The 23,838-nt window shown below is 69.4% G+C and carries 18 protein-coding genes and 1 pseudogene; 9 read left to right on the top strand and 10 right to left on the bottom strand.

Translation table 11 applies throughout. The features are described from left to right. Positions 1-258: 258 nt before the first annotated feature. Both QZ749_RS02780 and QZ749_RS02775 read left to right on the top strand, forming a co-directional pair. Positions 259-1,389: an alpha/beta hydrolase gene (locus QZ749_RS02780; protein ID WP_296943025.1), complete on the top strand. Its 1,131-nt coding sequence runs from the start codon at positions 259-261 to the stop codon at positions 1,387-1,389. Between the two features lie 107 nt (positions 1,390-1,496). Continuing rightward, positions 1,497-2,507, top strand: a complete 1,011-nt coding sequence (locus QZ749_RS02775) for a transporter (RefSeq protein ID WP_296943023.1) — start codon at positions 1,497-1,499, stop codon at positions 2,505-2,507. Positions 2,508-2,672: 165 nt separating this feature from the next. Here QZ749_RS02775 and QZ749_RS02770 read toward each other — a convergent pair whose 3' ends face one another. The 3 genes from QZ749_RS02770 to QZ749_RS02760 all read right to left on the bottom strand — a co-directional run bounded on the left by QZ749_RS02770 (position 2,673) and on the right by QZ749_RS02760 (position 6,867). Then, complete coding sequence (locus QZ749_RS02770; RefSeq protein WP_296943021.1) at positions 2,673-4,169, bottom strand: PepSY-associated TM helix domain-containing protein; 1,497 nt, start codon at positions 4,167-4,169, stop codon at positions 2,673-2,675. A 7-nt stretch (positions 4,170-4,176) separates the two neighbouring features. Next, positions 4,177-6,333 (bottom strand): TonB-dependent siderophore receptor, encoded by a 2,157-nt coding sequence (locus tag QZ749_RS02765; protein WP_296943020.1) that lies wholly within the window; start codon positions 6,331-6,333, stop codon positions 4,177-4,179. Positions 6,334-6,474: 141 nt separating this feature from the next. Beyond that, positions 6,475-6,867, bottom strand: a complete 393-nt coding sequence (locus tag QZ749_RS02760; RefSeq protein ID WP_296943018.1) for a DUF2946 domain-containing protein — start codon at positions 6,865-6,867, stop codon at positions 6,475-6,477. A 102-nt stretch (positions 6,868-6,969) separates the two neighbouring features. Between QZ749_RS02760 and QZ749_RS02755 the strand changes: the two genes are divergently transcribed. The 4 genes from QZ749_RS02755 to QZ749_RS02740 all read left to right on the top strand — a co-directional run bounded on the left by QZ749_RS02755 (position 6,970) and on the right by QZ749_RS02740 (position 12,210). After that, a complete protein-coding gene (locus tag QZ749_RS02755) occupies positions 6,970-7,362 on the top strand; it encodes a MerC domain-containing protein (protein WP_296943016.1) in 393 nt (130 codons plus the stop codon). Positions 7,363-7,438: 76 nt separating this feature from the next. Beyond that, a complete protein-coding gene (locus QZ749_RS02750; RefSeq protein WP_296943014.1) occupies positions 7,439-7,828 on the top strand; it encodes a hypothetical protein in 390 nt (129 codons plus the stop codon). Continuing rightward, on the top strand, positions 7,821-8,792 hold the full coding sequence (locus QZ749_RS02745) for a peptidoglycan-binding protein (RefSeq protein WP_296943012.1): 972 nt from the start codon (positions 7,821-7,823) through the stop codon (positions 8,790-8,792). The genes QZ749_RS02750 and QZ749_RS02745 overlap by 8 nt, the downstream gene beginning before the upstream one ends. A 55-nt stretch (positions 8,793-8,847) precedes the next feature. Next, entirely contained in the window at positions 8,848-12,210 is a 3,363-nt protein-coding gene (locus tag QZ749_RS02740; RefSeq protein ID WP_296943010.1) for a hypothetical protein, read from the top strand. Between the two features lie 3 nt (positions 12,211-12,213). Here QZ749_RS02740 and QZ749_RS02735 read toward each other — a convergent pair whose 3' ends face one another. Continuing rightward, entirely contained in the window at positions 12,214-12,690 is a 477-nt protein-coding gene (locus QZ749_RS02735; RefSeq protein ID WP_296943008.1) for a Fur family transcriptional regulator, read from the bottom strand. 149 nt (positions 12,691-12,839) lie between these two features. On the opposite strand from QZ749_RS02735, the gene QZ749_RS02730 reads away from it, so the two are divergent. Then, on the top strand, positions 12,840-14,051 hold the full coding sequence (locus QZ749_RS02730; RefSeq protein WP_296943006.1) for a phospholipase D-like domain-containing protein: 1,212 nt from the start codon (positions 12,840-12,842) through the stop codon (positions 14,049-14,051). Here QZ749_RS02730 and QZ749_RS02725 read toward each other — a convergent pair. From QZ749_RS02725 to QZ749_RS02715, 3 genes are all read right to left on the bottom strand, one after another. Then, positions 14,048-15,541: a tryptophan halogenase family protein gene (locus QZ749_RS02725; protein ID WP_296943004.1), complete on the bottom strand. Its 1,494-nt coding sequence runs from the start codon at positions 15,539-15,541 to the stop codon at positions 14,048-14,050. The two genes, QZ749_RS02730 and QZ749_RS02725, sit on opposite strands and share 4 nt — an antisense overlap. Next, the gene (locus QZ749_RS02720; RefSeq protein ID WP_296943002.1) at positions 15,538-16,911 is read right to left on the bottom strand and encodes an alpha-amylase family glycosyl hydrolase; all 1,374 of its coding nucleotides are present in this window, start codon (positions 16,909-16,911) and stop codon (positions 15,538-15,540) included. Before QZ749_RS02720 ends, QZ749_RS02725 begins: the two co-directional genes overlap by 4 nt. 126 nt (positions 16,912-17,037) lie before the next feature. After that, positions 17,038-19,947, bottom strand: coding sequence for a TonB-dependent receptor (locus tag QZ749_RS02715; RefSeq protein WP_296943000.1), 2,910 nt, complete (start codon positions 19,945-19,947; stop codon positions 17,038-17,040). Between the two features lie 357 nt (positions 19,948-20,304). On the opposite strand from QZ749_RS02715, the gene QZ749_RS02710 reads away from it, so the two are divergent. After that, positions 20,305-20,970: a response regulator transcription factor gene (locus QZ749_RS02710; protein WP_296942998.1), complete on the top strand. Its 666-nt coding sequence runs from the start codon at positions 20,305-20,307 to the stop codon at positions 20,968-20,970. Continuing rightward, positions 20,970-22,352 carry an ATP-binding protein gene (locus QZ749_RS02705; RefSeq protein ID WP_296942996.1) on the top strand — a complete coding sequence of 461 codons (1,383 nt, stop codon included), beginning with the start codon at positions 20,970-20,972 and terminating at the stop codon, positions 22,350-22,352. Before QZ749_RS02710 ends, QZ749_RS02705 begins: the two co-directional genes overlap by 1 nt. Before the next feature lie 75 nt (positions 22,353-22,427). On the opposite strand, the gene QZ749_RS02700 is transcribed toward QZ749_RS02705, so the two are convergent. From QZ749_RS02700 to QZ749_RS02690, 3 genes and pseudogenes are all read right to left on the bottom strand, one after another. Further along, complete coding sequence (locus tag QZ749_RS02700) at positions 22,428-23,204, bottom strand: hypothetical protein (protein WP_296942995.1); 777 nt, start codon at positions 23,202-23,204, stop codon at positions 22,428-22,430. A 1-nt stretch (position 23,205) separates the two neighbouring features. Beyond that, positions 23,206-23,385: a hypothetical protein gene (locus QZ749_RS02695; RefSeq protein ID WP_296942993.1), complete on the bottom strand. Its 180-nt coding sequence runs from the start codon at positions 23,383-23,385 to the stop codon at positions 23,206-23,208. Between the two features lie 349 nt (positions 23,386-23,734). Continuing rightward, a pseudogene (locus QZ749_RS02690) lies at positions 23,735-23,838 on the bottom strand (IS5/IS1182 family transposase); the annotation flags it as partial.

Genomic DNA, 23,838 nt, shown 5'->3' with positions numbered 1-23,838 from the left:
GTCAATATAGTCCAGTGCGGCCGCACGCGCCAGCGCGCCACGTTGCGCGGCGCAGCAAACCGCCCTGCCTTGCCGCGGCGCAGGGAGTCCGCGGGGGCGCCACGCCCGCCGCCGGCGCATCGTGAGGCCCATGCATCCATGCCACGCGCCTGCGCGTTTAACCGCTCGCAAACAATGCCGTGAACGCGGCGGAACACCCTTGGAAGCGACGCCCACCTGGCGTAGAGTCCCGTATCTGCCGACCCACACGAGACCGCCATGTACGCAAGCCAATGGACCACCCTGTCCCCGCTCGGGGTGCAGGCACTCAAGAGCATGGACCGCAGCCGCCAGGCGCGCGGCCGGATGATGGAACAGGCCGGCCACGGGCCGCAGGAAACGCCGTCCACGGTACTGCACGCCGAGCCCGGCCTGAACCTGCGCCGCTACGGCGGCGCCGCCGACGCCCCGCCGGTGCTGCTGGTGCCGGCCCCGATCAAGCGCTCCTACATCTGGGACCTGGCGCCCGCCACCAGCGTCGTGCGGCGCTGGCTGGAGCGCGGCTGGCGCGTCTACCTGGCCGAATGGACGCCGCTGCCCGAGGGCGAAGCCGGCCGCGACTTCGGCTTCGACGACTACGCCGACCGCCTGCTGGCCGCCTGCCGCCGCGCCATCGCGGCCGACGGCGATCACGCGGCCGGGCGCCCCGTGATCGCCGGCCACTCGCTGGGCGGCATCCTGGCCGCGATCCACAGCGCGCTGTATCCGGACGCCCTGCGCGCCACCGTGCTGCTGGAAGCCCCGCTGCATTTCGCGCCCGCCACCTGCTGCTTCCATCCGCTGGTGCGCGCCGTGCCCGACGCGCGCGCCATCGCCGACGCGTTCGGCCAGGTGCCCGGCGCCTTCCTGAACATGATGAGTGCGCTGGCCGAGCCGCAAGCCTTCGGCTGGGAACGGCTGCAGGACCGCTGGATGGCGCTGGCCGACCCCGACCGCGAGGCCATCGCGACCTACCTGCGCGTGGAGCGCTGGACCCACGACGAATTCCCCCTGCCCGGCCGCCTGTTCACGCAGATCGTCGAGGCGCTGTACCGCGGCGACGAACTGATGCAGGGCCGGCTGCGGGTGGGCGGGCGCGCGGTCGGTCCGGCCGACCTGCGCGCGCCGCTGGCCAGCGTGATGGACCCGCGCAGCAAGGTGATCCCGCAGGAGGCCGTCGTCCCTTTCCACGAGGCCGCCGGCGCCGCCGCCCAGCTGCTGCTGCGCTACGGCGGCGACGTCGGCGTCAACCTGCAGCACGTGGGGGTGCTGGTCGGTCGCCAGGCCGACGCCACGCTGTGGCCGGCGATCTTCGCCTGGCTGGACGGCTTGCCGGTACAACCCGGCCGCGGCGCACAGTCGACCGGCTGAGCGGCGGCCGGCCGCGCGCCGCGCCGGCGCCGCCGCGATTGCTGTAATGCACCATCCGGCGGGCTTGCACTACAATGCCACCCATCTCGCACAGCATGGGAATGGAAATGGCGACAGCGGCGTTCAGCTACGGCTCCGACGTCTCGGGACTGGTCTGGGGCTTCCTGATGGGCGGCGGCGCCGCGGCGGCGCAGGTGGACGCCGCGGCCGCGGCGGCCTGGATGGCCCGGCCCGACCCGGAGCGCTTCACCTGGCTGCACTTCAACCTGTCGAACGCCGCCAGCGAACGCTGGCTGCGCGCCCATGCCGGCCTGCCCGACGAGTTCTACGAGATACTGCACCAGGGCTCGCGCTCGACCCGGCTGGAAATCGCCGACGACGCCCTGATCGCCGTCGTCAACGACGTCCAGCACAATTTTTCCTTCGACAGCGCCGAGATCTCGACGCTGTGGGTGCACGTCACGCCGCGCGGCGTGATCAGCGCCCGCCGCGCCCCGCTGGAATCGATCGAGCGCCTGCGCCAGGACGTGCTGCAAGGCGCGCCGATCCGCTCGCCGGCCGAGCTGCTGGTGCACCTGCTGCGCGACCAGGCCGACGTGCTGGTCGGCATCGTGCGCGACGCCGTGGCGCGCGTCGACGCCACCGAGGACCAGCTGCTGGCCGGGCGCCTGATGCGCAAGCGCGAGGACCTGGGCGCGCTGCGGCGCGTGCTGGTGCGCCTGCAACGCCTGCTGGCGCCGGAGCCGGCGGCCCTGTTCCGCCTGCTGCAGCGCCCGCCGGCCTGGGTCTCACAGGACGACCGCCAGGACCTGCGCGCCTCCACCGAGGAATTCGCCGTCGTGCTGCGCGACCTGGCCTCGCTGCAGGAGCGCATCAAGCTGCTGCAGGAAGAGATCGCGGCCCAGGTCAACGAGGACAACAACCGCAGCCTGTTCCTGCTGACCATCGTCACCGTGATGGCGCTGCCGATCAACCTGATCGCCGGCCTGCTGGGCATGAACGTGGGCGGGGTGCCGCTGTCGCAGCACGAGCACGGGTTCTGGATCGTGCTGGCGTTCACGGCCACGGTGACGGGGGCCATCGCGTGGCTGCTGTTGCGCTTGCAGCGGCCGCGCTGACGGGATGCGGGCTGGGGCTGGTGGGCACGGGGTGCCCGCCCTACGCGGCGGCTGGTGCGCACGGGGTGCGCCCTCCCCATGAACGCATCCGCCGTAGGGTGCGCACCCCGTGCGCACCAAATGCCGGCGTGACGCTGACGGACGCGTGGACAGGGTGTACGCAGATTACGTGCGCGCCGCACCGAAACGCTTGCGCAAGCGGCGCATGCCGATCACGACCGCCGTCCCGCTCAGGAGCAGGCCGCCCGCGCCCAGCACCAGCAGCACGGCCTCGCGCACCCAGCCCGCCGCCAGCATGGCCGGCAAGTCCCAGCTGTGCAGCAGGTTGAACAGCCAGCGCCCGGCGCGCTGGGCGCGGTCCATGCTGGCCGCCACGTCGCCGGTGTACGGGTCGATCCAGGCGCTGGTGGCGCCGGCGTCGCCGAAGTCCACGCGCAGGGCCGGCAGGCGGCGGTCGTCGTCGCCGTACATCGATTGCGCGCCGCGCTTGTAGTAATAGGCATCGTAATCCGTGACGCGGGCCTGGCCCACCGGCGCGGCCGGCAGCAGCGCGCGCGCGGCGGCCAGCAGGCGCGCGTCGGACCAGCGGGCCAGCACGGCCGCGCCGGCGCCGCCCGCCACCACCAGCCGCGTGCGGTCGGCGCCGTCGCGCGCCAGCAGGTAGGGTTCGCCGCCCAGCACGCGCCATTCCAGTTCGCGCGCCGCGAAACCCTGCGCGCGCAGCAGCGCCAGCGCCTGCGGCACCGCCACCGGCGCGCGCCGCGCGCCCGGCGTGGCGCCCGCGTAGGCGCCGAGGTCGGGCCGCAGGCGCGCATCGAACACGCCCAGCGGATTCATCGACATCAGCCCGCTGAAGATCCAGGCCAGCAGCACCGCCCCGAACGCCATGCCCAGCACATGGTGCCAGCGCATGGCCGCCTCGCGGAACGGCGTGCGGGCGCCGCTTTTGTAGCGCCCCGCGAAGCGCCAGCGCCAGATGCCGTTCAATGCGCCCGCCAGCGCGGCCAGCGTGCCGACGGCCGACAGCGCGATCACCGTCCAGCTCCACACCGGGTCCTTCGGCTGGCTGCGCAGCATGTACAGCCAGTGCAGCCAGGCGCCCACGTAGTTCCAGGCGCGCTGCGCACGCGGCGCGTCCAGCATGACCTGCCCGGTCGTGGACGACACGTACAATCGGGTCGCCGCCGCATCGTCCAGCTCGACCACGTGCAGCGGCCGGTGCGCGTCGAGCGCGCGCGCATGGGTCCAGCGGTCTTCCGCGACCTGCCCGGCCAGGCGCGCGCCGGCGCCCGGCAGGAAGGTGCGCGCCGCCGCCAGCGCGCCCGCGCCGTCGACGGGTCCGGCGCGCCGTCCGGTCGCGGCGTCGAAGGCCGCGACGCCGGCCGGCGTCGTCGTCACGTAGTGGGGCCGCCCGCGGATCGACGTCAGCACCAGGCGCGTGGCGTCCCCCACGCCGGGCAGCGTGCCGGGATCGACGCAACACCCCTGCACGGGCAGCGGCGGCAGCCCGGCCAGGCGCTCGGCCGGCAGCAGCCTGGGATAGCCGACGAACAGCATCACCATGCCGCTGGCGAACCACAGCGCCATCAGCACGCACATCGCCACGCCGGTCCAGCGGTGCGCCAGGATCACCGCGCGCTTGCCTTGGCTCGCCATCGACATGGCGGCCTCAGAAGCGGTGGTCGAGCACCAGCTCGACGCGGCGGTCCGGGCCGACCAGCCACTGCGTCGGCGTGTAGTAGGCCGTCGCGTAGTAGCGCTTGTCGAACAGGTTGGCGCCGTGCAGCGTCAGGCTGGTCTGCGCCGCCAGCTTCCAGCGCAGCGACAGGTCGGCCGTCGTGTAGGCCGGCATGCGCAGCCGGTTGGCGTTGTCGGCGAAGCGCTCGCCCACGTGGCGCAGGCCGGCGCTGGCGCTCCACGCGGGGAGCGGCTGCCAGTGCAGCCACAGGTTGGCCAGGCGGCGCGGCACGTCGGTCGGCACGTTGCCGGCGCGCGAGACGGGCACCCCGGCCACCGACTCGACGAAGTCGTCGAAGCGGGCGCGCAGCAGCGCGGCGTTCGCGTCCAGGCTCCAGCCGGGCGCCAGCGCCAGGTTCAGCGTCCCCTCGATGCCGCGCGAGGAACGGCGGCCCACCTGGATGCTCTGCGCCGGGTTGGCCGGGTCGCGCGTCAGGAGGTTGTCCTTGGCGATGTCGTAGACGGCCACGGTCCATTCGCCGCGCCGGCCCGGCAGTTCCTGCTTGACGCCCGCCTCGACCTGGCGGCCGGTGGCGTTCTGGAAGCGGCTGTTGGCCGGCGACAGGAACAGCAGCGCGCCCACCGGATCGGCGGCGCGCGCGTATTGCGCGTACAGCGCCAGGCCCGGGCGCGCCTCCCACACGGTGCCGACGCGCCAGCCGGTGTCGGCGAAGGTGCGGTCGTAGGCCTGGCGGCCGGCCACCAGGTCGGTGCGCGCCAGCGTCGCATGGTCGTAGCGCACGCCGCCCAGCACCGACCAGCGCGGCGCGAGTTCGAGGCGGTCTTCCGCGAACAGCGCGTACTGGCGCGCGCGGGTGCGGTAGCGCGGGATGGTCGGCACGCTGCTGGCGAACAGGCCCGGCACCGGGTCGAACAGGTCGACCGGCCCGGGCGAGCCGACGTAGGTGTTGTTGGTGTGGGTGAAGGAGCTGGAACTCACGTCGAAGCCGGCGGCCACCTGGTGCTTCAGGCCGAACAGGCTGCCCTGGTATGTGGCGCTGGTCGTGTTGCCGTTCTGGGCCTGGTCGTGCAGGATCTCGGTGTCGTCCGCGCGCTCGACCAGGCGCGTGGCCGGGTCGTAGACGTAGGACTCGGCATTGCGCCAGTGGCGGTTGCTGTCGATGCGGTAGAAGCGCGTGCGCACGGTGACGGCGTCGCTGGCGCGCCAGTTGGCGTCCAGGCCGATCCAGCGGTCGCGGTAGTCGATGACGGCGTCGGCCACGTTGTAGTTCTTGTCGCGCAGCGCTTCCAGCTGGCTGCCGTCGACCAGCGGCGTGCCGAAGTAGCGCATCGGCTGCTGGTGGCCCCAGGCCAGCGCCAGCTTGAGGTACAGGTCGGGCGAGACGTCGAAGCGCAGCGCGCCGGAAAACGCGCGGTTGCGGCTGTCGCCGCGGTCGACCCAGCCGTCCGAGCGGTCGGCGCTGGCGTCGACGCGGTAGGCCCAGCGCCCGTCGATCGCGCCGCCGCTGCCGAAGGCCACGCGGCGCGTGCCCTCCGTGCCCAGCATCGCCTGCACCGCGTTCTGGACGGCGCCGCGCGTGGGCTGCTTCGGCACCACGTTGACGACGCCGCCGATCGCGCCTTCGCCGTACAGCACCGAGGCCGGACCGCGCAGCACTTCGATGCGCTCGACGGCCCAGGTGTCGAACGGGAACGACAGGCCGGCGCCGCCGTACTGGCGCAGGCCGTCGTACAGGCGCATCACGGACGTCGTGTCGGTGAAGCCCCGCGCCGCCAGCGACGAGCCGCTATTGCCCGGATGCGGCAGGCTCGACAGGCCGGGGGCGCGCACGATCGCGGCGGTCAGGTCGACGTCGCCGCGCTCGTCGAGCTGCTTGCGGGTGAGGACGTCGAGGCTGGCCGGCGTGTCGAGGCGGCTCAGGTCGAGGTAGGAGCCGGTCGACGTGCGGTCGGCCAGCGTGCCCTCGGTGGCCGCGCCGGTGACGACGACGCGCGGGACCTCGGCGGGCGCGTCGTCCGGCGCGTCGGCGGCATGGACGGCGGGAACGGCAATGCCCCAGGCGAGCAGGCAGGAGAGGTGGATCGCCTTGCGGGCGAACGGATACGGGTAAACGCAGGAGGCTGTCATGGTGATTCTTGTTCTGGGATGTCCCATGCGGGCGCGCACGGACGCGCCGGACGGGCTTGGCCGCGCAAGGACGGCGGACAGGCGCGCTGCGCCGCCGCACGGTCGCTCACGCGCCGGTTGATCGGTTCGGATGACGGAAGATCAGGAAGCGAGGGCCGGCGGGGCGCGCGGGTTCGCGGCGATCCAGGCCTGCAGCGGGCGCGGCGCGCGATAGTAGAGCGGAGGATAGGCGTCGTGGCCGTCCAGCACGGCGACGACCCATTCGGCGGACGGCGGCAGCGCCACCGGGTTCAGGTGCGACAGGCACCAGGCGCAGTGGCCGGCGCTTTTGGCGCGCGTGTCGCTGTCGTCGGACTGCGGCGCGCCGTCGACCAGCAGCACCTGCACGCCGTGCGCGGTACAGATCTCGATGGTGTCGGGGCCGGAGGCGCGGGCGGCGAAGGCCTGCGAGACGCCAGGGGCGAACGCGCCGAACAGGACCGCCAGCATGGCGATCCAGGCGTGCAGTACCCGGTGTCTTGACGATTTGCCCATGGCGCCATTATAGCGAAACCGCCGCGTCCTGCGGCGCGGACGCTTGCCAGCGCGGCCGAGTCGGACTATTATTGCAATCCACTTGCAATAACAAGGACCACCATGAACAAGCTGCCCGGTGTCGGGGATGCCGCCGGCCTGCTGGCCTCCACGCTGTGCCTGCTGCACTGCCTCGCCCTGCCCTTGCTGCTGGCGCTGTTCCCCGCGCTGGGCTGGACAGGCGGCCACCACCACGGCTTCCACGAAGCCATGGTCGGCGTCGCGCTGCTGGCGGCCGCCATCGGCCTGGGTCCGGGTTTCCTGGCGCACCGGCGCAGGGCCGTGCCGCTGCTGGGCGGCGCCGGCCTGGCCTGCCTGGCGCTGGCCGTGTTCGCGGTCGGACCGCGCTGGGGCCACGCGGCGGAGACGGCGCTCAGCGTGACGGGCGCCCTGCTGCTGTGCGCGGCGCACTGGCGCAACCGGGTGTGCTGCCGGCACTGCGCCGCAGCCCATTGAACAGACGCACGATCCCGTCGCGCCGGCGCGCGTTTTCCGCTAGTATTTCACTTCCTTTAATCAATATGACGCGGCCATGCTCGTGATCCGTAACGAACAGATGGCGTCGCTGGCGCAATCCCGGCAGGAGCAGATCCGCAGCCGCCTCGCCGCCGCCATCGTCGCCGCCGTCCGGGACTGCAGTGCCGCCGATGCCGAGGTTGCCGCGCTGGCGACCGAGCGGGCAGGCGCCCGGGTCGGACTGCACGAGTTCGAGGAACTGGACCGGCTGTACCGGCTGCTCCATGCCACGCCATTGAGCGAAGCCGAATCCGGCGCCATGCAGCGCATCCTGGACGACGCCGGTGTCGCGGATCCGCGCCAGCGCCTGGTGCGCGCCGAGGACGCGCTCGCACACCGGCACCGCCTGGCCGCAGCCCAGGCCAGCTTCGTCGATGCCGTCCGCAGCGGCGCACGCCATGGGTGACGGCCCCTCGGTCGTCATGCCCTGCCCGCTGGCCGACCTGCGTTGCCTCGAGGCGCTGGTGATCGACGCGGCCGACCAGCCCGTGGCCGACGTCCTGCTGGCCTTGCGCAAGGACGGGCAAGAGACGACCGCCCGCACCGACAGCCGCGGCCTGGTGCGCTTCGAAGGACTGGAAGACGGCAGCTACACCCTGCTGGCGCCGGAATGGGATGCGTCGGCCTGCGCTGCCGGCGGCACGCGGGCGCTGCCATCGGCGCGCCTGGAGAGCACGCGCCCGCCGCCTCCATGGCAGCCCGTCGCCACGGCCGCCGCGCCCGCCGATCACTTGGTCGCGGACGGCGAACGCCTGGAGGCGCTGGCCCTGCGCTTCGGCTATGCGCCCGCGGCGCTGTGGGATTTCGCCGGTAACGCCAGCCTGAAGGAAGGCCGAGGCGGCATGTACGTCCGCGCCGGCGACACGCTCCGGTTCCCGCCACGCGCGCCGGACGTGATCGAGACCGGCACGGGCCGGTTCCATTACCTGCGCGTCCTCACCACGCCGTCGGCGTTCCGGCTGCGCTTCGTCTATGAGGATGGCCGGCCGCGCGCCGAGGAGCGCTGGATCGCATTGGTCCTGCTCGCCAATGGCGACACGGCCGGCCTCGCGGAAGGGAGGACCGATGCCGACGGGGTACTGGAAACGCTGCTCGCCACCGATGCGACCGAGATCGAAGTCACGATCGGCGCCGGCGCGGACCAGGAAGTCTACCGGCTGCACCTGGGCGCCTACGAACCGCCCGACCGCGCGCGCGGCATCCAGACCCGCCTGGGCGCCCTGGGCTATTACGTCGGCGCGCTGGACGACGAGGCGGGACCGATGACGGCCGAGGCCATCGCCGCCTTCCAGGAAGACTTCGGCCTGCCGATCACGGGGACCGCGGACGACGCCACCGTCGACAAGCTGCATCAGGTCTTCGGTTCATAGGAGACGCCGGATGCCATTCTGCTACTGCCACAACGACCAATGCGCCGAGTTCGACATGCCGGCCTGGATCGACCTCGTCAAGATCGACGAGGCACTGGTCGACAAGGACGTCGAGGGTGCCGACTGTGCCAGGAACTGCGCCACGCTGTGCCTCGGCCACGGCGCCTGCGGCGCCTGCGGGAAACGGCGCCACAGCCGGCCCGCGGTACCGCTGGCGGCCCAGCGCTTCCAGTCGGCGGCAAGCGCGGGAGGCAGACGGATTCCCGCCATGCAGCCGGTCGACCGGTCGGCGCCGGCGCGCTTCTACTGCCAGAATCCGAACCAGAGCGGCGACACGACAGGCGTCGGCATGGCGCTGGCGATTTTTCCCGACATGAACCTACTGTTCTTCGCCAGCGTGAATGCGCCGGGACAGGCGGCCGCCTTTCTCACGTATTACCAGGACATGGGGGCGGTTCCGAAGCGCGTGCTGCTGCTGGTCGGCGATACCGAGGTCGTGCCACAACCCAAACCCACCGACAAGGAGCAAAAGGAAGAAAAAGAACGCAAGAGGAAGGCGCTCGCCGACATCGCGCAACAGCGCAAGGGACTGAACGCGCAGGTGGCGGAATGGCGGCGCCAGGAAACGCCGCTGCTGACTGCGCTCGGGTTTGCCGATTATCCGCCATCGCCAACGACGCTGGCCACCATTGCCAAAAACGAGACGCCGGACGGGGCCAATGCGAAGCTGCTGATCGAGCTGCGCGCGAACCGCCGCAAGGCCGCGCGCAGCCTGGACCAACTCGCCCTGCAGGAAGCGGCAGAAAATCCCGGCAACGAAACGGTGGCGGCGAACAAGGTCGACGAATCGCTCAAGGATTTCACCATCGAGTCCGTGAAGGGCGAGGTTGTCGTGGAGAAGGCGGCCAGCCAGGACGAGAAGGACGAGAAGGACGAGAAGGACGGAAAGACGCCGGTGCAGGCGGACGATGGCGCGGCAGAGGATGGCGCGGTGGAGGATGGTGCGGCGCAGGACGTCGTCGTGTCCGAGGCGCCGCCAGCCCTGGACTGGAAGGATATCGCACTGGCCGACATGTCCATCGACATGCTGGTGCGCCTGCTGCGCTGGGCCGGCTGGCCCGTCCTGCCCCTGTACGCGCCGTCCATCCTGATACCGTCTCGCCTGAACGTGGACAAGGTACCCAAGTGGCTGTGCGTGGACCCCAGTACCGCACTCGATACCATCGACAGCGAAATCGCCGACCTGGACCAGGAATTCCACGATGCCGAGGTGACACTGGCGGTCCTGCCAGGCTGGCTGGACGAGAAGGCGCTGTCGCCGGACCCGCTCGTGCCGCGGCTGGCGCAAGAGATTGGACGGGAAGAGCTGGAACGCATCCGCGCCATGCTGCGCAAGGCACCCGGCCGGATCGCCGAGCAGCGCGAGGCATTGCGGCAACCCGAACTGCTTAGCGCCCTGCATGCCGGCACCGAGCGCAGCGGCGTCCGTCTCCCGGAGTTGCTCGGGCAACTGCGTGTGGCGCAGGTCTACAAATTATTCTGCTACGAGAGCCCCGACAAGAAGCGCCAGCTCCTGGTGCTCGCCCGCACCGAACGCGACCTCAAGCAGGCGCACGCGGCCCTGGAACTGCCTGCAGACGGCACCTGGGTCGACCTGCGCGAGAAGGCGCGCATCAAGGCGCCGGTGGAGAAGAGCCGCAACCGCTTCAATGCCGCGCGCGAACTGCTGCTGTTGAAACTTTCCAGGCGCGACGAAAAAGCCAAGCGCTTCGCCAGGATCGACAGTGTGCCGGCCGACGTCATGTCCAAGGTAAGCAAGCTGGCCGGACACGTCCTGCCCTGGAACTACTTCGAAGAGCTCGCCGGCAACCAGTTGTACCAGGGGCTGACCGCGCTGGCGATCCGCCTGCGCGACGCGCAGATCACGGTGCCGGCCGACAAGGCGTCCGGATTCCAGACGCTGATGCGCATTCCCGACCACCAGTACTATCCGATCGGCGATACATCGCGCCACATCCTGGCGGTGCTGCAGCGCCAGGGCGCACGCGAACTGACGCGACGGATCGCGGAACGCCTAGCGCCCGGATGCGAGATCGTGCAGCCGGCGCTGCAGGCCCATTTCAAAAAGTTCGTGACGGACATGACGGAAAAAGCCGGCATCAAACGCCTGGTGTTCGTGCTGATCTGGGTCCGCGGCGTCAACGGCGCGGAAATGGGCAAGCTGGCGGCGGGGCTGAAGGCCGGCTTCCAGGCCACCATCGGCGACGGCAGCCTGCGCGCGCTCGACTCGCTCAAGCGCAACCCGCACCACGTCATGACCGCGCAGCTGTGCACCCAGCTCCAGGTTTTGTTCGACAACTTCAACCAGGGTGGCGCGGTCATTCCGAGTCCCGACCCGAAGCGCTATTTCGTCCCGATCCCGATCGGCGATCCGGTTTACATCGACCAGTACGACCATGCGTCGGAGCTGGTGTTCGGGGAAGACGCGGACAATATGATCAACCTGTGGAACCGCGAAAACCTGCCCGGCCTGAAGACCGCCATCGGCGGCCCGCACTGGCGCTACCGGCAGGTGGCCATGATGCGCGAGCTGTTCATGGACGGGCGCTTCGACCTGATGCAGATCGGCATCCGCAGCGGCGCCATCGAACAGGGCATGTACCAGCTCGTCCCGTCGATTTACATCGAGGAACACATGTGCTCGACCGGCGACCGCATGGCCAGCCTGACCCGCGAGGGGCCGGGGCGGGCCGTGCTGGACCAGGCGCTGCGCAAGATCCAGGACCGGATCGCCGGCGACATCGCCAGCGCCAGCGCCGAGCCCAAGGACGTGTCCGCAAAATCGGCCAAGGCCAAATCGGGCGATGCGCCGTCCCTGTCGCTCGAGGAGGAGGCCGATGTGCGCGCGCAGAAGCTGGTCGTCGCCAAGGGCGAACTGGCCGCATTGCTGGCGTTCCGGGAAGCTTGCGACAGCGTGCTCGTCGGCAAGGACCCGGAAGCGGTGCAGAATTGGATCGCTGCGCATTCCATGTACGAGACACTCGTCGGGGAATGCGTCGTACCCGAACAGTTACTGGAAGGCATCGGCAACGCGCTGGGCGACAAGGAACCCGCCGCCAGCAGCGCCGTGCCGCCGGAACCCGACCCGGCGTGCGGCGGATTCCCCCTGTTCTTCCGGCTGGTCACGAACCACCTGGTTGGACTGAACCAGGCCCGCACGAGGGAGAACCTGGCCACGTTCCGCGCACGCCTGCTCAGGAAGCTGGCCCCGACGGCAGAAGAGCTGCCCGCCCCCGACGACGAACAGCAGCGCGTCGAGCGCGGTGCGCTGCAGTTCAGCGAGCTCGCGCTGCTGCGCGAGTACGTGAAGATCATCTGCGACAAGTACGACACGGTCCGCGCCACCGTGCACAAGTAGCCGTCAGCGCGGCGCGCCGTCGTCCGCGCACTGCGGACACGTCCCCTTGATCAGCAGGCTGACTTCCTCGCTGATGAAACCCTCGGGCAGCTTCATGCGCGCCGGCAGCGGCATGCCCGACATGCAGGTGACGGCCGCGCAGCGCGTGCAGTGGAAGTGGGCGTGGCCGTGGCTGCCGTGCGCGCCCTCGGCCGGGTTGGCGCTGAAGCGCCAGACGTGGTCGGCGCCCTCGATGCGGTGCGCGATGCCCTGCTCGACCAGCCATTCGAGCACGCGGTAGAGCGTGACGGCGTCGAGCTTGTCGCCCGGCAGCGCGGCCAGCACGTCGTGGTGGGTCAGCGCGCGCTGCTGCGCGAGCAGGAAGCTCAGCACGCGGATGCGCGGCTGCGTCAGGCGCGCGCCGGTGGCGCGGATCAGCGTCTCCGCCTTCGCTTCCGTGGACGATTCCGTGGACGATTCCTGTGGGTGATTCGTGTGCATGACAGCCATGGTTTCCCTGGCGCCGTGGGACCGCGCCGATGGCGTGATTATACCGCGCAGCGGGCATCGCCCCCAAATAATGCAACCATATTGCGTTTGCGGCGCAGCCGGGTTAGCATCGCCGCGCCCTTCGACTTTTCGCGATCTCCATGCGCCTCCCCGCCCTGCTGTTCCTCCTCGGCCTCGCCGCCGCTCCCCACGCCAGCGCCGACTTCGCCATCCGCGGCTTCGAACTGGTGCACACCGTGCCGGCCGAGACCACCCTCGCCACGCCCGACCTGCGCGAACCGGCCGCCGTCTGGCGCGCGCTGTTCGACCAGGCGCAGCGCGAGATCGTCGTCGCCCAGTTCTACGTCGCCAACCGCGCCGGCAGCCGCTTCGACGGCGTGATCGAGCGTCTGGAAGCGGCCGGCCGCCGCGGCGTGCGCATCCGCTTCCTGATGGAGGAGCGCGGCAAGGCGCTGTCCGACGCGGCCACCATCGCGCGCCTGCGCGCCATCCCCAACCTGGAACTGCGCTTCTTGGAGTACGGCAAGCTGTCGGCCAACGGCATCATCCACGCCAAGTACCTGGTCGTCGACGGCAACACGGGCTACCTCGGCAGCCAGAACTTCGACTGGCGCGCCTTCGAGCACATCCACGAGACCGGCGTGCGCGTGAGCGAGCCGGCCGTCGCCGCGCAGATGCAGGCGATCTTCGACGCCGACTGGCAGGCCCAGGCCCTGCTGGCCGACGGCAAGCCGGTACCAGACATCGCCCGGCCGGCGCTGCCGCCGACGCGGCCCGACGTGTACCTGGTCGCCAGCCCGGCGGCCCGGACGCCCGGCGCCGTGCGCGACTCGGAGGCCGAACTGGTGAGCCTGCTGGGCCAGGCCCGGCGCGAGATCGACGTCCAGCTGCTCGACTACGCGCCGCTGTCCTATGGCCCGAACGGCACGCGGCCCTACTACGCCGTCATCGACGACGCCCTGCGCGCGGCCGCCGCGCGCGGCGTCACGGTGCGCCTGATGGTGTCCAACTGGAACACCGACGAGCCCGCGATCCACTACCTGCAAAGCCTGGCCGTGCTGCCCAACGTCGAGGTGCGCATCGTCACGCTGCCGCGCGCCGCCGAGGGCGTCATCCCGTTCGCGCGCGTCATCCACAGCAAGCTGATGGTCATCGACGGCGAGACCGGCTGGGTCGGCACCAGCAACTGGGCTGGCGGCTACCTGGACCGCTCGCGCAACCTCGAGCTGGTGCTGCGCGACGCCGCGTTCGCGCGGCGCCTGCGCGCATTGCACCGCCAGACCTGGGACTCGCCGTATGCCGCGCCGATCGACGTGGTGCGCAAGTATCCCAGGCCGGTGAAGGGCGGCTAGCCGCGCAGGTAGTCCGCGTGCGCCGGCATCGCCCGCACGCAGTTGCCCACCACCTCGCGCACGCCCTCCAGGTACGCCGCTACGTCCTCGTCCGCGCGCAGGCCGGCCAGCGGATGATCGCGCTCCGGCCGCAGTCCCTGGCCCTCGAAGACCTGCAGCCAGCCGTTCTCCGCGAACAGTTCGTCGCCCACCCGCACCAGGCGACCGTGGCTGCGATACAGGTCGATCTTGCGGCGCAGCGTGTCCGGCACGTCCATCTCCGCGCAGGCGCGCCAGAACGGCTCGGCGCGCGTGTTCAGGTGGTAGTGCAGGATGATGAAGTCGCGGATGCGCTCGGCCTCGAACGCCGCCTGGCGGTTGAATTCGTCGATGTCCGCTTGCGCGAAGCCGGCATCCGGGAAGAACGCGATCAGGCGCGCGATGCCCGTCTGGATCATGTGCAGGCTGGTCGATTCCAGCGGCTCCAGGAAGCCGCCCGCCAGGCCCACAGCCACCACGTTGCGCTCCCAGGCCACCCGGCGGCGGCCCGTCCTGAAGCGGATCAGGCGCGGCTCGGCCAGCGGCCGGCCGTCGAGGTGGGACAGCAGCGTCGCCGCCGCCTCGTCCTCGCTCATGTGGGCGCTGCAGAACACGTGGCCGTTGCCGGTGCGGTGGCGCAGCGGGATGCGCCACTGCCAGCCGGCGCGGCGCGCGCTCGCGCGGGTCAGCGGCAGCAAGGAACCGGCCGGCGCGCACGGCACCGCCAGCGCGCGGTCGCACGGCAGCCAGTGCGACCAGTCCTCGAACGGCACGCCCAGCGTCTCGCCCAGCAGCAGCGAGCGGAAACCCGAGCAGTCGACGAACAGGTCGCCGCCCACGCGCTCGCCGCTCTCCAGGCGCAGCGCGGCCACGCCGCCGTCCGGCCCCTGCTGCACGCCGACGATGCGGCCCTCGGTGCGCACCACGCCGCGGCTTGTCGCCAGTTCGCGCAAATAGGCCGCGTACGCCGTCGCATCGAAGTGGTAGGCATAGGCGACATCGGCCAGCGGCGAATCGCCCAGCGCCGGATCCGGGTGGCGGAACTTGCCCGCGCGCGCCGCCGCGCAGGACAGCGTGTAGTCGCCCAGCGGCGCCGCCCGTCCCTGCCGGCGCATGGCGGACCAGTACTGGTGGAACGGCACGCTCGCCAGGTTCTGGCCGACACGACCGAAGCCGTGGATGTAACGCCCGCCTGGTGCACCCCAGCCTTCGAACTCGATGCCGAGCTTGAAGGTCGCGTGGGTGGCGCGAAGAAAAGCGTCCTCGTCGATGCCGAGGAAGCGGTTGAAGCGCTGGATCATCGGGATGGTGGCCTCGCCGACGCCGACGCTGCCGATCGCGTCGGATTCCACCAGCCGGATGCGGTAGCGGCCGTCGCCCGAGGCCAGCGCCGTGGCCAACGCGGCGGCGCTCATCCAGCCGGCGCTGCCGCCGCCGACGACCACGATGTCGCGCACCGGCGCCCCGTTCACGGCTTGCCCCGCACCAGCACGCGCCAGCTCCACGGCGCCATCGCGAACGTCGTGCCCCGGTCCACCTGCACGGCGGCGCCGCCGGCGAAATCGCGGTAGCTGCCTGCCGCCAGCGCGTCGTCCAGGCGCGCCTCGACCGCCTCGGCCGACAGGTTGAACACGGCCAGCACCTGGCTGGCGCCCTGCTGGCGCACGAAGCTGAAGACGCGCTTGCCGTCGTTGTTCTTCACCTGGCGCATGACGCCGCCGGCGGCGCCGTTCCACAGCGCCGGGGTGTCCTTCTTCAGCGCGATCAGGCGCCGGTACAGGTCGTTCCACGGCGACGCCCGCCATGCGATGGGGTCGCGCTCGAAAAAGGCCAGGCGCTTGCGGTTGCCCGCCTCCTGGCCGTTGTACAGCATCGGCATGCCGCTGCTGACGAAGGACAGCACGGCGGCCGCTTCCACGGCCTGGCCGAAGATCTCGAACTCGGTGCCGTCCCAGGCGTTCTTGTCGTGGTTGGTCGTGTAGAGCAGGCGGTAGGCCTCGCGCGGATAGAATTTCTCGTTCCAGGCGTAGTAGGGATACAGCGCGGTGGCATCCTTCTTGCCGTGGGCGATGGCTTCCAGCGTGTCCCACCAGGTCCAGGCATAGGTGGCGTCGAAGGCGCGCGCATGCAGGTCGCGGCTCTCCCATTCGGCCAGCAGGAACACCGGCTTGACGGCGCGCAGCTCGGCCGCCACCGCGTCCCAGAAGTCGAGCGGGACGAGGCCCGCGGCATCGGCCCGGAAGCCGTCGACGCCGACGTCGCGCACCCAGTAGAGCATGGCGTCGGCCATGTAGCGGCGCAGGCCCGGCTGCGCGTAGTCGAGGTCGACGATGTCGTCCCAGTCGAACCACGGCGTCGGCGCGGGGCGGCCCTGGCGGTCGCGCGCATACCATTCCGGATGCCGCTTCATCAGCACATTGTCCCAGGACGTGTGGTTGGCGACCCAGTCCAGGATCACGCGCATGCCCAGCGCGTGGGCGGCGTCGACGAAGCGGCGCAGGTCGTCGACGCTGCCGAATTCCGGATTGACGGCGCGGTAGTCGCGCACGGCGTAGGGGCTGCCGAGCGAACCCTTGCGCTTGACCTCGCCGATCGGGTGGACCGGCATCAGCCACAGGATCTTCACGCCCAGCTGCTGCAGCCGCGGCAATTGCTGCTGCGCCGCGCGCAGCGTGCCCTCGGGCGTGAACTGGCGCAGGTTGATCTGGTACAGCGTGGCGTCGCGCGTCCAGTCGGCGTGCGCGAATTTTACGTAAGGCGTGTTCGGAATCGGCGCGCCGGCATGGGCGCCGGCGCCGAGGGCGGCCAGCGCCAACAGCAGCGCCGAGGTGAATCGTTTCATGGGCATCCGTCAAAAAAAGCGCCGGCCGCGCCCGGCCGGCAAAGGGGACAGCGTACTTGAAACTGCCCGGATCAAGGACGTAGGGTGGGCACCCCGTGCCCACCAGCCGTTCGCATCGCGAGACATTCAGAACTTGACGTTCAACCCCGCATAATACGTCCGCCCGTAGCGCACTTCGTTGGTGATCTGGTTGGCATCGTTGGTGTACTCGCGGAACGGCTGGTTGGTCATGTTATGCCCCTGCAGCAGCACGGTCCAGCCCTTCAGGAAGCCCTGCTGGAACTCGTAGGCCGCCTGCAGGTCGACGATCGTCTCGCCCTTGATGAAGGTGAACTGCGAGTCGCTGCGGTAGTCCAGGATCTGGCCGATGAAGTCGGAGCGCTTGTACGCCGCCGCGGCCAGCTGCACGCCGTGCTTTTCGTAGTACAGGCGCAGGTTCGACACCTGCTTCGACAGGCCCGGCAGGCCGATATTGGTCACCGCATTGTTGAACACGGGCGCGTTGTTGCGGGTGACGAAGGCCGACGTCGGCAGTTGCACCGAACTGTCGGTGTACGAATGGCTCATCTGCACGCCGAAGCCGTCCAGCCAGGGCGATTGCGTGAACAGCGAGAACGGCATGTTCACCGCCAGCTCGATGCCGTGCATGCGACCGCCCTGCCCGTTCTCCGGCTTGGTCAGGAAGCCGACCGTCGAGTTCTGGTACGGTCCGGTCTGCGGCAGCGGCGTGTTGGCGCTGGTGTAGGGGCCGAAGTCGTACTCGCGCGGCGCGTTGATCACGTAGCTGTCCAGGCGCTTGAAGAACGCGGCGGCGCTGACGTAGGCCTTCTTGCCGAAGTACTTTTCGTACGAGAGGTCGAACGACGTCGCCTCGTAGGGCTTGAGTTGCGGATTGCCGGCGTAGCCCGTCAGCGCGGGAGCGGTGGCGGTGGCGCTCTGCAGGCCGAAGTCCATGCTGGCCTTCATGTTGTCCAGGTTGGCGCGCGAGATCTGCTTGCCGGCGCCCACGCGCAGGTACTGGTCGCGCGACAAGTCGAACGCCAGGTTCAGGCTGGGCAGGACGTTGGTGTAGCTGGTGCCGTCCGTGCGCACGGCGTACGGGCAGGTGTCGACCGTGATGCCGGTGCAGTTGGCGAGGTCGACCTGGTTGCCGCTGGCGCTCTGCTTCGTGCGCACCACCTGCACGCCGACGTTGCCGGTGTACGGCAGCCCCTTGACGTTGCCGTCCAGGTCCGCCATCGCGTACAGCGTCGTCACGCGCTCGCCGACCGACCAGGCGCGCGACAGCACCGTCGCGTCGACCCAGCGGTTCAGCGCGTACACGGTGCCGAGCGTGCCGGTCGGGTCGAACGACACCACCGGGATGCCGGACGCGCCGGCGTAGGCGATCCCGGTGCCGGGCACCGCCGCGGTGGCATAGCCGTCGCCGCCCAGGACCGACAGGCGGCCTTCGTCGCCGGCGCGCGACTTGTCGCGCTTGGTGAAGTTGGCGCCGAAGCGCAGCGCGGCCACCGGCCCCCATTCCATCTCGCGGCGCGCGCCCAGGCGGATGCTGTCGACCTGGTCCTCGATCGTCGGCAGCGAGACGTAGCCGGCCTGCGGCGTGAGCGGACCGCCGCCCCAGCCGGCCACGTCGGTCAGCGCCACCACGTTGCGGTCGCTGTAGTCGAGGCTCGGCTTGTACACCACCTGGTCGAAGTGGGTGCCGTCGAAGTTGGTATACGAGATGCTGCCCACCCGGTCCGCGGGCACGTTGCCGGCCTGGCCGGCCGTGGTCTCGTAGTTGCTCATGTTCTTCACGCCGCGCGAGTGCGACAGGTCGCCCTCCAGGCGCCAGTCGCCGCTCTTCCACTCGGCGTTCGCGCCGATCGACAGCAGCCGGTCCTTGTTCGAGAACATGTGGTTGCGCACGTCGGCCTTGTAGCCCGACAGCGTGCCGCTGGTGGCGATGCCGTTCGCGACGGTCGCATCGGTCAGCACGCCGTCCGGGTCGTACGGGCCGGTGCTGCCGGCCACGGCGCCCTCGATGCCGGTCTTCTTGGTGGCCTCGGAGCCGCGCGAGTAGAACACGTCGACCATGGTCTTGAAGCTGGCGTTCGGCTTGAACTGCAGGCCCAGCGACACGGCGTCGCGCTCGTTCTTGCGGCGCGAGGTCTCGGCCAGGAAGCCGCCCGGCACCTTGACGGTCTGGCCGAGGTAAGCCTTGTCGGCGGTCATGGCGCCCCAGCTGTCGAATTTCAGCTCGCCGCCATTGTCTTCCTTCAGGCGCGTGAGGCCGATGGACAGGCCCACCGTGCGGTCGAAGAACTGGTCGACGTAGGTCAGCGTGGCGCGGTGCCCGGCGCCGATCTCGGCGCCGGAATCGAAGCCGATGCGCTCCTTGCGCGCGCTGCCGGCCAGCACGCGCTTGCCGAAGTCCAGCGGACGCAGCGTGCGCAGGTCGATGGTCGATGCCAGGCCCTGGCCCATCAGGCTGGCGTCCGGCGTCTTGTAGATCAGGACCGCGCCCGTCAGCTCGGACGGGAACAGGTCGAACTCGGGGCTGCGTGCGTCGCTGGTCGAGGCCTGTTCGCGGCCGTTGAGCAGCGCGCCGTTGAAGCTGGGCGACAGGCCGCGCACGCTGACGTCGGTGGCCTTGCCGTTGGTCTTGTTGCGCTGCGTGGTCACGCCCGGCAGGCGCGACACCGATTCGGCCACGCTGGTGTCGGGCAGCTTGCCGATGTCCTCGGCCGACACGGCTTCGACGATCGACGTCGCGTTCTTCTTCAGCGAGATCGCCGCCTCGATGCCGGTGCGGATGCCCGACACGGTGACGCGCGCGATGTCCGGCTGCGCCGGCGCCGCGCCGCCGGGCCGGATCGCCGGCTCGTCCTGCGCGGCGGCGTCGGCCTGCCGTGCCGGCGCGGTCGGGTCGGTGGCCTGGGTGGTCTCCTGGGCGGAGGCGATGCCGCACAGGAGGATGGCGCAGGCGGCGGCGAGGGGATGCAGGGCAAAGCGCGGCATGGCCACGCGGCGCCCGGAGGTCGTAGTCTTCATGGTGTCTCTCGTTATTATGGAAGTGAAGCCGGACCAGCTTCCCGGCTGCGAGGCAATGATGCGGACGGGCTTCCGGTGCGTCAAAAGCGATATCGTCGCGTCATGAATCTGGCGTGAAGATTGGCCCGCGGCGATTCGCCATCCTTGTGGGGAAGATTTGCAGCGGCTCGGCCGGCGCCGGCGCAGATTTGCCGTTGACACCACGGGGCGATACAAGATTCGCATGTTTAGCCGGAGATGCAAATCTTGTTCATTCCGTCAAGACGCCGTCGCGCGCCCGCGGCGCCTGAAGACAACGTAAAGATTGCCCGGCGCCCGCCATCGCCGCCGCGCCGGCCCGGCTGTTACACTTGCGCGATGAAAATCCTGATGGTGGAAGACGACCTGTCGATCGGCCGGGCGCTGCTGTCCGTGTTCCAGGACCATGGCCACGGCGTGGTCTGGTGCCGGCTGGCCGCGCACGCGATGGAAAAGACGCTGGCCGAGCATTTCGATGCGATGCTGCTCGACCTCGGCCTGCCCGACGGCGACGGCACCGACCTGCTGCGCGAGATGCGGGCGCGCCGCAACAAGCTGCCGGTGCTGATCATCACGGCGCGCGACAGCCTGGAAGACCGCCTGAAGGGCTTCGACCTCGGCGCCGACGACTACCTGATCAAGCCCTTCGACATCCCGGAACTGCTGGTGCGCCTGCGCGCCATCGTGCGCCGCGCCAGCGGCACCGTGGACAGCGGCGAACAGCTGTGGCAGGTGGGCGAGCTGGTGCTGGACGAAGGCAGCATGCGCGTCACCCGCGCCGGCAGTCCGGTGGCGCTGTCGCCGACCGAGTACGCGCTGCTGCTCACGCTGGTCAAGCAGGCCGGCCGCGTGCTCACGCGCGCCGACCTGGAGCGCCGGGTACTGCCGCACAGCGAGGGCCAGACGCTCGACGTGCACATCTACAACCTGCGCCGCAAGATCGGCGAAGGCATGATCCGCACGGTGCGCGGCGTCGGCTACGTGATCCAGCGCGAGGCGGCCTGATGGAAGCGACGCGGCCGGCCCGTCCGTCCTCCCTGTTCCGGCGCCTGGTGCTGGGCTTTTCCGGCGTGATCGTGATCGTGTTCCTGCTCGGCCTGGCCTACGTGCTGCAGGACGCCCGCATCACCCAGCGCACCCGCACCGCCGCGGAGAACGAGGCGCACGCGCGCGAGGCGCTGCTGCACCTGGCGCTGCTGGCCGACCGTCCCGCCGCGCTGGTCGCCGCGGCGCAGGAACTGGAACGGGTGCGCGCGCACATGTTCGCCACGCTCGACTACCACTCCCAGGTGCGGCTGCGCGTGTGGCGCCACGGCCGGCTGCTGTACGATTCGCGCCCCGGCCTGGCGGACGCGCTGCCGACGCCGGACCAGGTGCGCCTGCTGCGCGAGAACGGCTGGGTCACCTCGGTCGCGCGCGACGCCGCGAGTGGCCTGGTGGTCGCGCGCAGCCACGAGGTCGACGACCTCTGGATGCTGTCGATGTCGGGCATCAGCTTCCTGGCCTCGTCCACGGTGTTCAGCCTGCCGCTGCTGCTGTTGCCGGCCTGGCTGATCGTGGGCATCGGCCTGCGTCCGCTGCGCTCGATCGCCGACGCCATCGAGCAGCGCGCGGTGTCCGACCTCACCGCCCTGCCGGCGTCGCCCTACCGCGAGCTGTCGCCGCTGGTCGACGCCATCAACCGCCTGATGAAGCGCCTGAGCGAGCGCATCGAGCGCGAGCACCAGTTCCTGACCGACGCCGCGCACGAGCTCAAGACCCCGCTGGTGGCGGTGCAGATCAACGCCCACGTGCTGCTCAGCCGCTGCGATCCCGAGACGCGCGCGCGCTGCGCCGACGCCGAGGCCGGCCTGCGCGACGGCGTCGAGCGCGCCACGCGCATGGTACACCAGCTGCTGGCGCTGGAGCGCACCCAGGCGGAACCGCCGACGACACTGCCGCCGCCGCTGGACCTGGGCGCGCTGGTGCGCGACCGCCTGGCCGCAGCCGTCCCGCTGGCGCTGCAGCGCGCCATCGAGATCGAGTTCCAGGCCGACGCCGAATGCCTGCTGCCGCTGCACGTGGAAAGCGTGGGCGCCCTGGTCGACAACCTGGTCAGCAACGCCATCAAGTATTCGCCCGAAGGCGGCACGATCGAGGTGGCCCTGCAGCCCTGCGCCGGCGGCTGCCGCCTGAGCGTGGCCGACCAGGGGCCGGGCATCGCGCCGGCGCTGCAGAAGAAGGTGTTCGAGCGCTTCTACCGGATTCCTGGGCAGGACCAGCCGGGCAGCGGCCTGGGGCTGGCGATCGCCGAGCGGGCGGCCGAACGCAATGGCGGCGCGATCCGGCTGGAGAACCAGGGCGACGGGGGCGGCTTGCGCGTGGTGGTGGATTTTGCCGCGGCGTGAAGCGCTTAGAAGTCGATCGGCTTCCCGATGAGTCAGGCGTAACGCTGGTACTCTGGGCTGCCAGACAGACTGCCTCTATGTCGGCGAAATTGGTATCCAGTTCGCTGGAGGCTTTGCCTTGTCAAGCTCGGCGTGGATGCGATGCATCCGCTCCGAATGAAAAAGTGGCGAGGTGATAGCGTTGAACGGAATAGCATCGCGAAAGTCGATACCGTTCAGCTTCGCTACCCGTCCAGGTGCACTCTTTGCCAAATCAATAACTTCCTCTATCATCCGTCGCGCTGCCCGCTGCCCGCCACTTGGCATATTTTGAGCGACATCAAGTATGTAATGATATGCGGCCTTGATAGCGAGCCGCATTTGCATCACGCCGTTCGGCGTTCGCTTTTCGGGAAGCCAATAGAAATTCAGCATACGGCTCTTGAGCACATGCATCGGATGCATAACTCTAATGTAGGCCAATACTTCCCCAGATAATATGACCTGTACGGCGCGTTCCCGAACAGCATCGGCACGTAAGCCCACGATCTTATGGATGACGTCAACATTCATATAAGAAAAATCATCGGGGATAATGTGCACATTGCCAACCAACGCGGTAATCGCATACGGCTCGGGGAATGTCACAGTCGACATCAAAAAATGATCGGCAATCGTGGATGCAACGGCCTTGTCACCGAGATAGTCGACATCCATACTGATGGCGCCCATCTGTTCATTCACGGGAATCTGGTATTTGGAAACCCAGAATGCAAGAGATTGCCCGCCTACGAGGACTGCATTCTCTTGTACGACAGAATAGATTTTTTCGCCCACTTCGGCAGAAAGCGGGCGAAGTTGCCTGTTGGCCAACTCAAGCCTTCAATGCAACAATTGCTTTCTTGGCAACCTCAGGTCGAATGAGGAAAAGATCGGACTGGACCAAATTCCCACGTGCGACTTCCTGTCGACTTTGCTCCTGAATATTTTGCTTCATGGAAGAAAGATATTCATCTCGGTTGAAGACTTCCGGCTTGCGGGACTGCTTGCTCACAATGGCCTCCCATGGCCCAGAGGTAATAAGTACCTGATTAGACACCAATGCAGCCTACATGTCAAAAATTGCCTTGCCTCGAAGCACATCGACGTACGGGCGTGCGTGCGTAGCCACCGCCAAAGTCGCGGTTGCGGAAACCCTCTGTAAGGTCTCGACAAGGGCGGGATCGTCGATCTCGGTACATTAGCCCTCCTGCGCTGCGTTCTGCCTCCTTTGGCATCTCCATCGGCGAAAAATCCGCATTGACAAGCATGGCGGCACTCCCGATGAACGTGAAAGACGGATAATAGGCCATCTTGCCCGGCGGCGGCCAGCGCCGCGCTGGCTAGGGCGTGTCTGACTGAGTTCAGAGGAGCCATAGGATAATTGTCGCTACAAGCACGGCTGTAAAAAAATTATGGCCGCGCTTGTCATAGCGCGTTGCTATGGCCCGGAAGTCCTTCAATCGAT

It is taken from the genome of uncultured Massilia sp. (assembly GCF_913773735.1).
Taxonomy (GTDB): Bacteria; Pseudomonadota; Gammaproteobacteria; order Burkholderiales; family Burkholderiaceae_D; genus Telluria.
The sequence above is the reverse complement of the archived record's forward strand: the minus strand, read 5'-3'. Positions and strand labels throughout refer to the sequence as shown.

Excerpts from the sequence above, each read along its gene's own strand:
- QZ749_RS02780 (WP_296943025.1), top strand. The coding sequence starts at position 259 with ATGTACGCAAGCCAATGGACCACCCTGTCCCCGCTCGGGGTGCAGGCA.
- QZ749_RS02775 (WP_296943023.1), top strand. The coding sequence starts at position 1,497 with ATGGCGACAGCGGCGTTCAGCTACGGCTCCGACGTCTCGGGACTGGTC.
- QZ749_RS02770 (WP_296943021.1), bottom strand. The coding sequence starts at position 4,169 with ATGTCGATGGCGAGCCAAGGCAAGCGCGCGGTGATCCTGGCGCACCGC.
- QZ749_RS02765 (WP_296943020.1), bottom strand. The coding sequence starts at position 6,333 with ATGACAGCCTCCTGCGTTTACCCGTATCCGTTCGCCCGCAAGGCGATC.
- QZ749_RS02760 (WP_296943018.1), bottom strand. The coding sequence starts at position 6,867 with ATGGGCAAATCGTCAAGACACCGGGTACTGCACGCCTGGATCGCCATG.
- QZ749_RS02755 (WP_296943016.1), top strand. The coding sequence starts at position 6,970 with ATGAACAAGCTGCCCGGTGTCGGGGATGCCGCCGGCCTGCTGGCCTCC.
- QZ749_RS02750 (WP_296943014.1), top strand. The coding sequence starts at position 7,439 with ATGCTCGTGATCCGTAACGAACAGATGGCGTCGCTGGCGCAATCCCGG.
- QZ749_RS02745 (WP_296943012.1), top strand. The coding sequence starts at position 7,821 with ATGGGTGACGGCCCCTCGGTCGTCATGCCCTGCCCGCTGGCCGACCTG.
- QZ749_RS02740 (WP_296943010.1), top strand. The coding sequence starts at position 8,848 with ATGCCGGCCTGGATCGACCTCGTCAAGATCGACGAGGCACTGGTCGAC.
- QZ749_RS02735 (WP_296943008.1), bottom strand. The coding sequence starts at position 12,690 with ATGCACACGAATCACCCACAGGAATCGTCCACGGAATCGTCCACGGAA.
- QZ749_RS02730 (WP_296943006.1), top strand. The coding sequence starts at position 12,840 with ATGCGCCTCCCCGCCCTGCTGTTCCTCCTCGGCCTCGCCGCCGCTCCC.
- QZ749_RS02720 (WP_296943002.1), bottom strand. The coding sequence starts at position 16,911 with ATGAAACGATTCACCTCGGCGCTGCTGTTGGCGCTGGCCGCCCTCGGC.
- QZ749_RS02715 (WP_296943000.1), bottom strand. The coding sequence starts at position 19,947 with ATGAAGACTACGACCTCCGGGCGCCGCGTGGCCATGCCGCGCTTTGCC.
- QZ749_RS02710 (WP_296942998.1), top strand. The coding sequence starts at position 20,305 with ATGAAAATCCTGATGGTGGAAGACGACCTGTCGATCGGCCGGGCGCTG.
- QZ749_RS02705 (WP_296942996.1), top strand. The coding sequence starts at position 20,970 with ATGGAAGCGACGCGGCCGGCCCGTCCGTCCTCCCTGTTCCGGCGCCTG.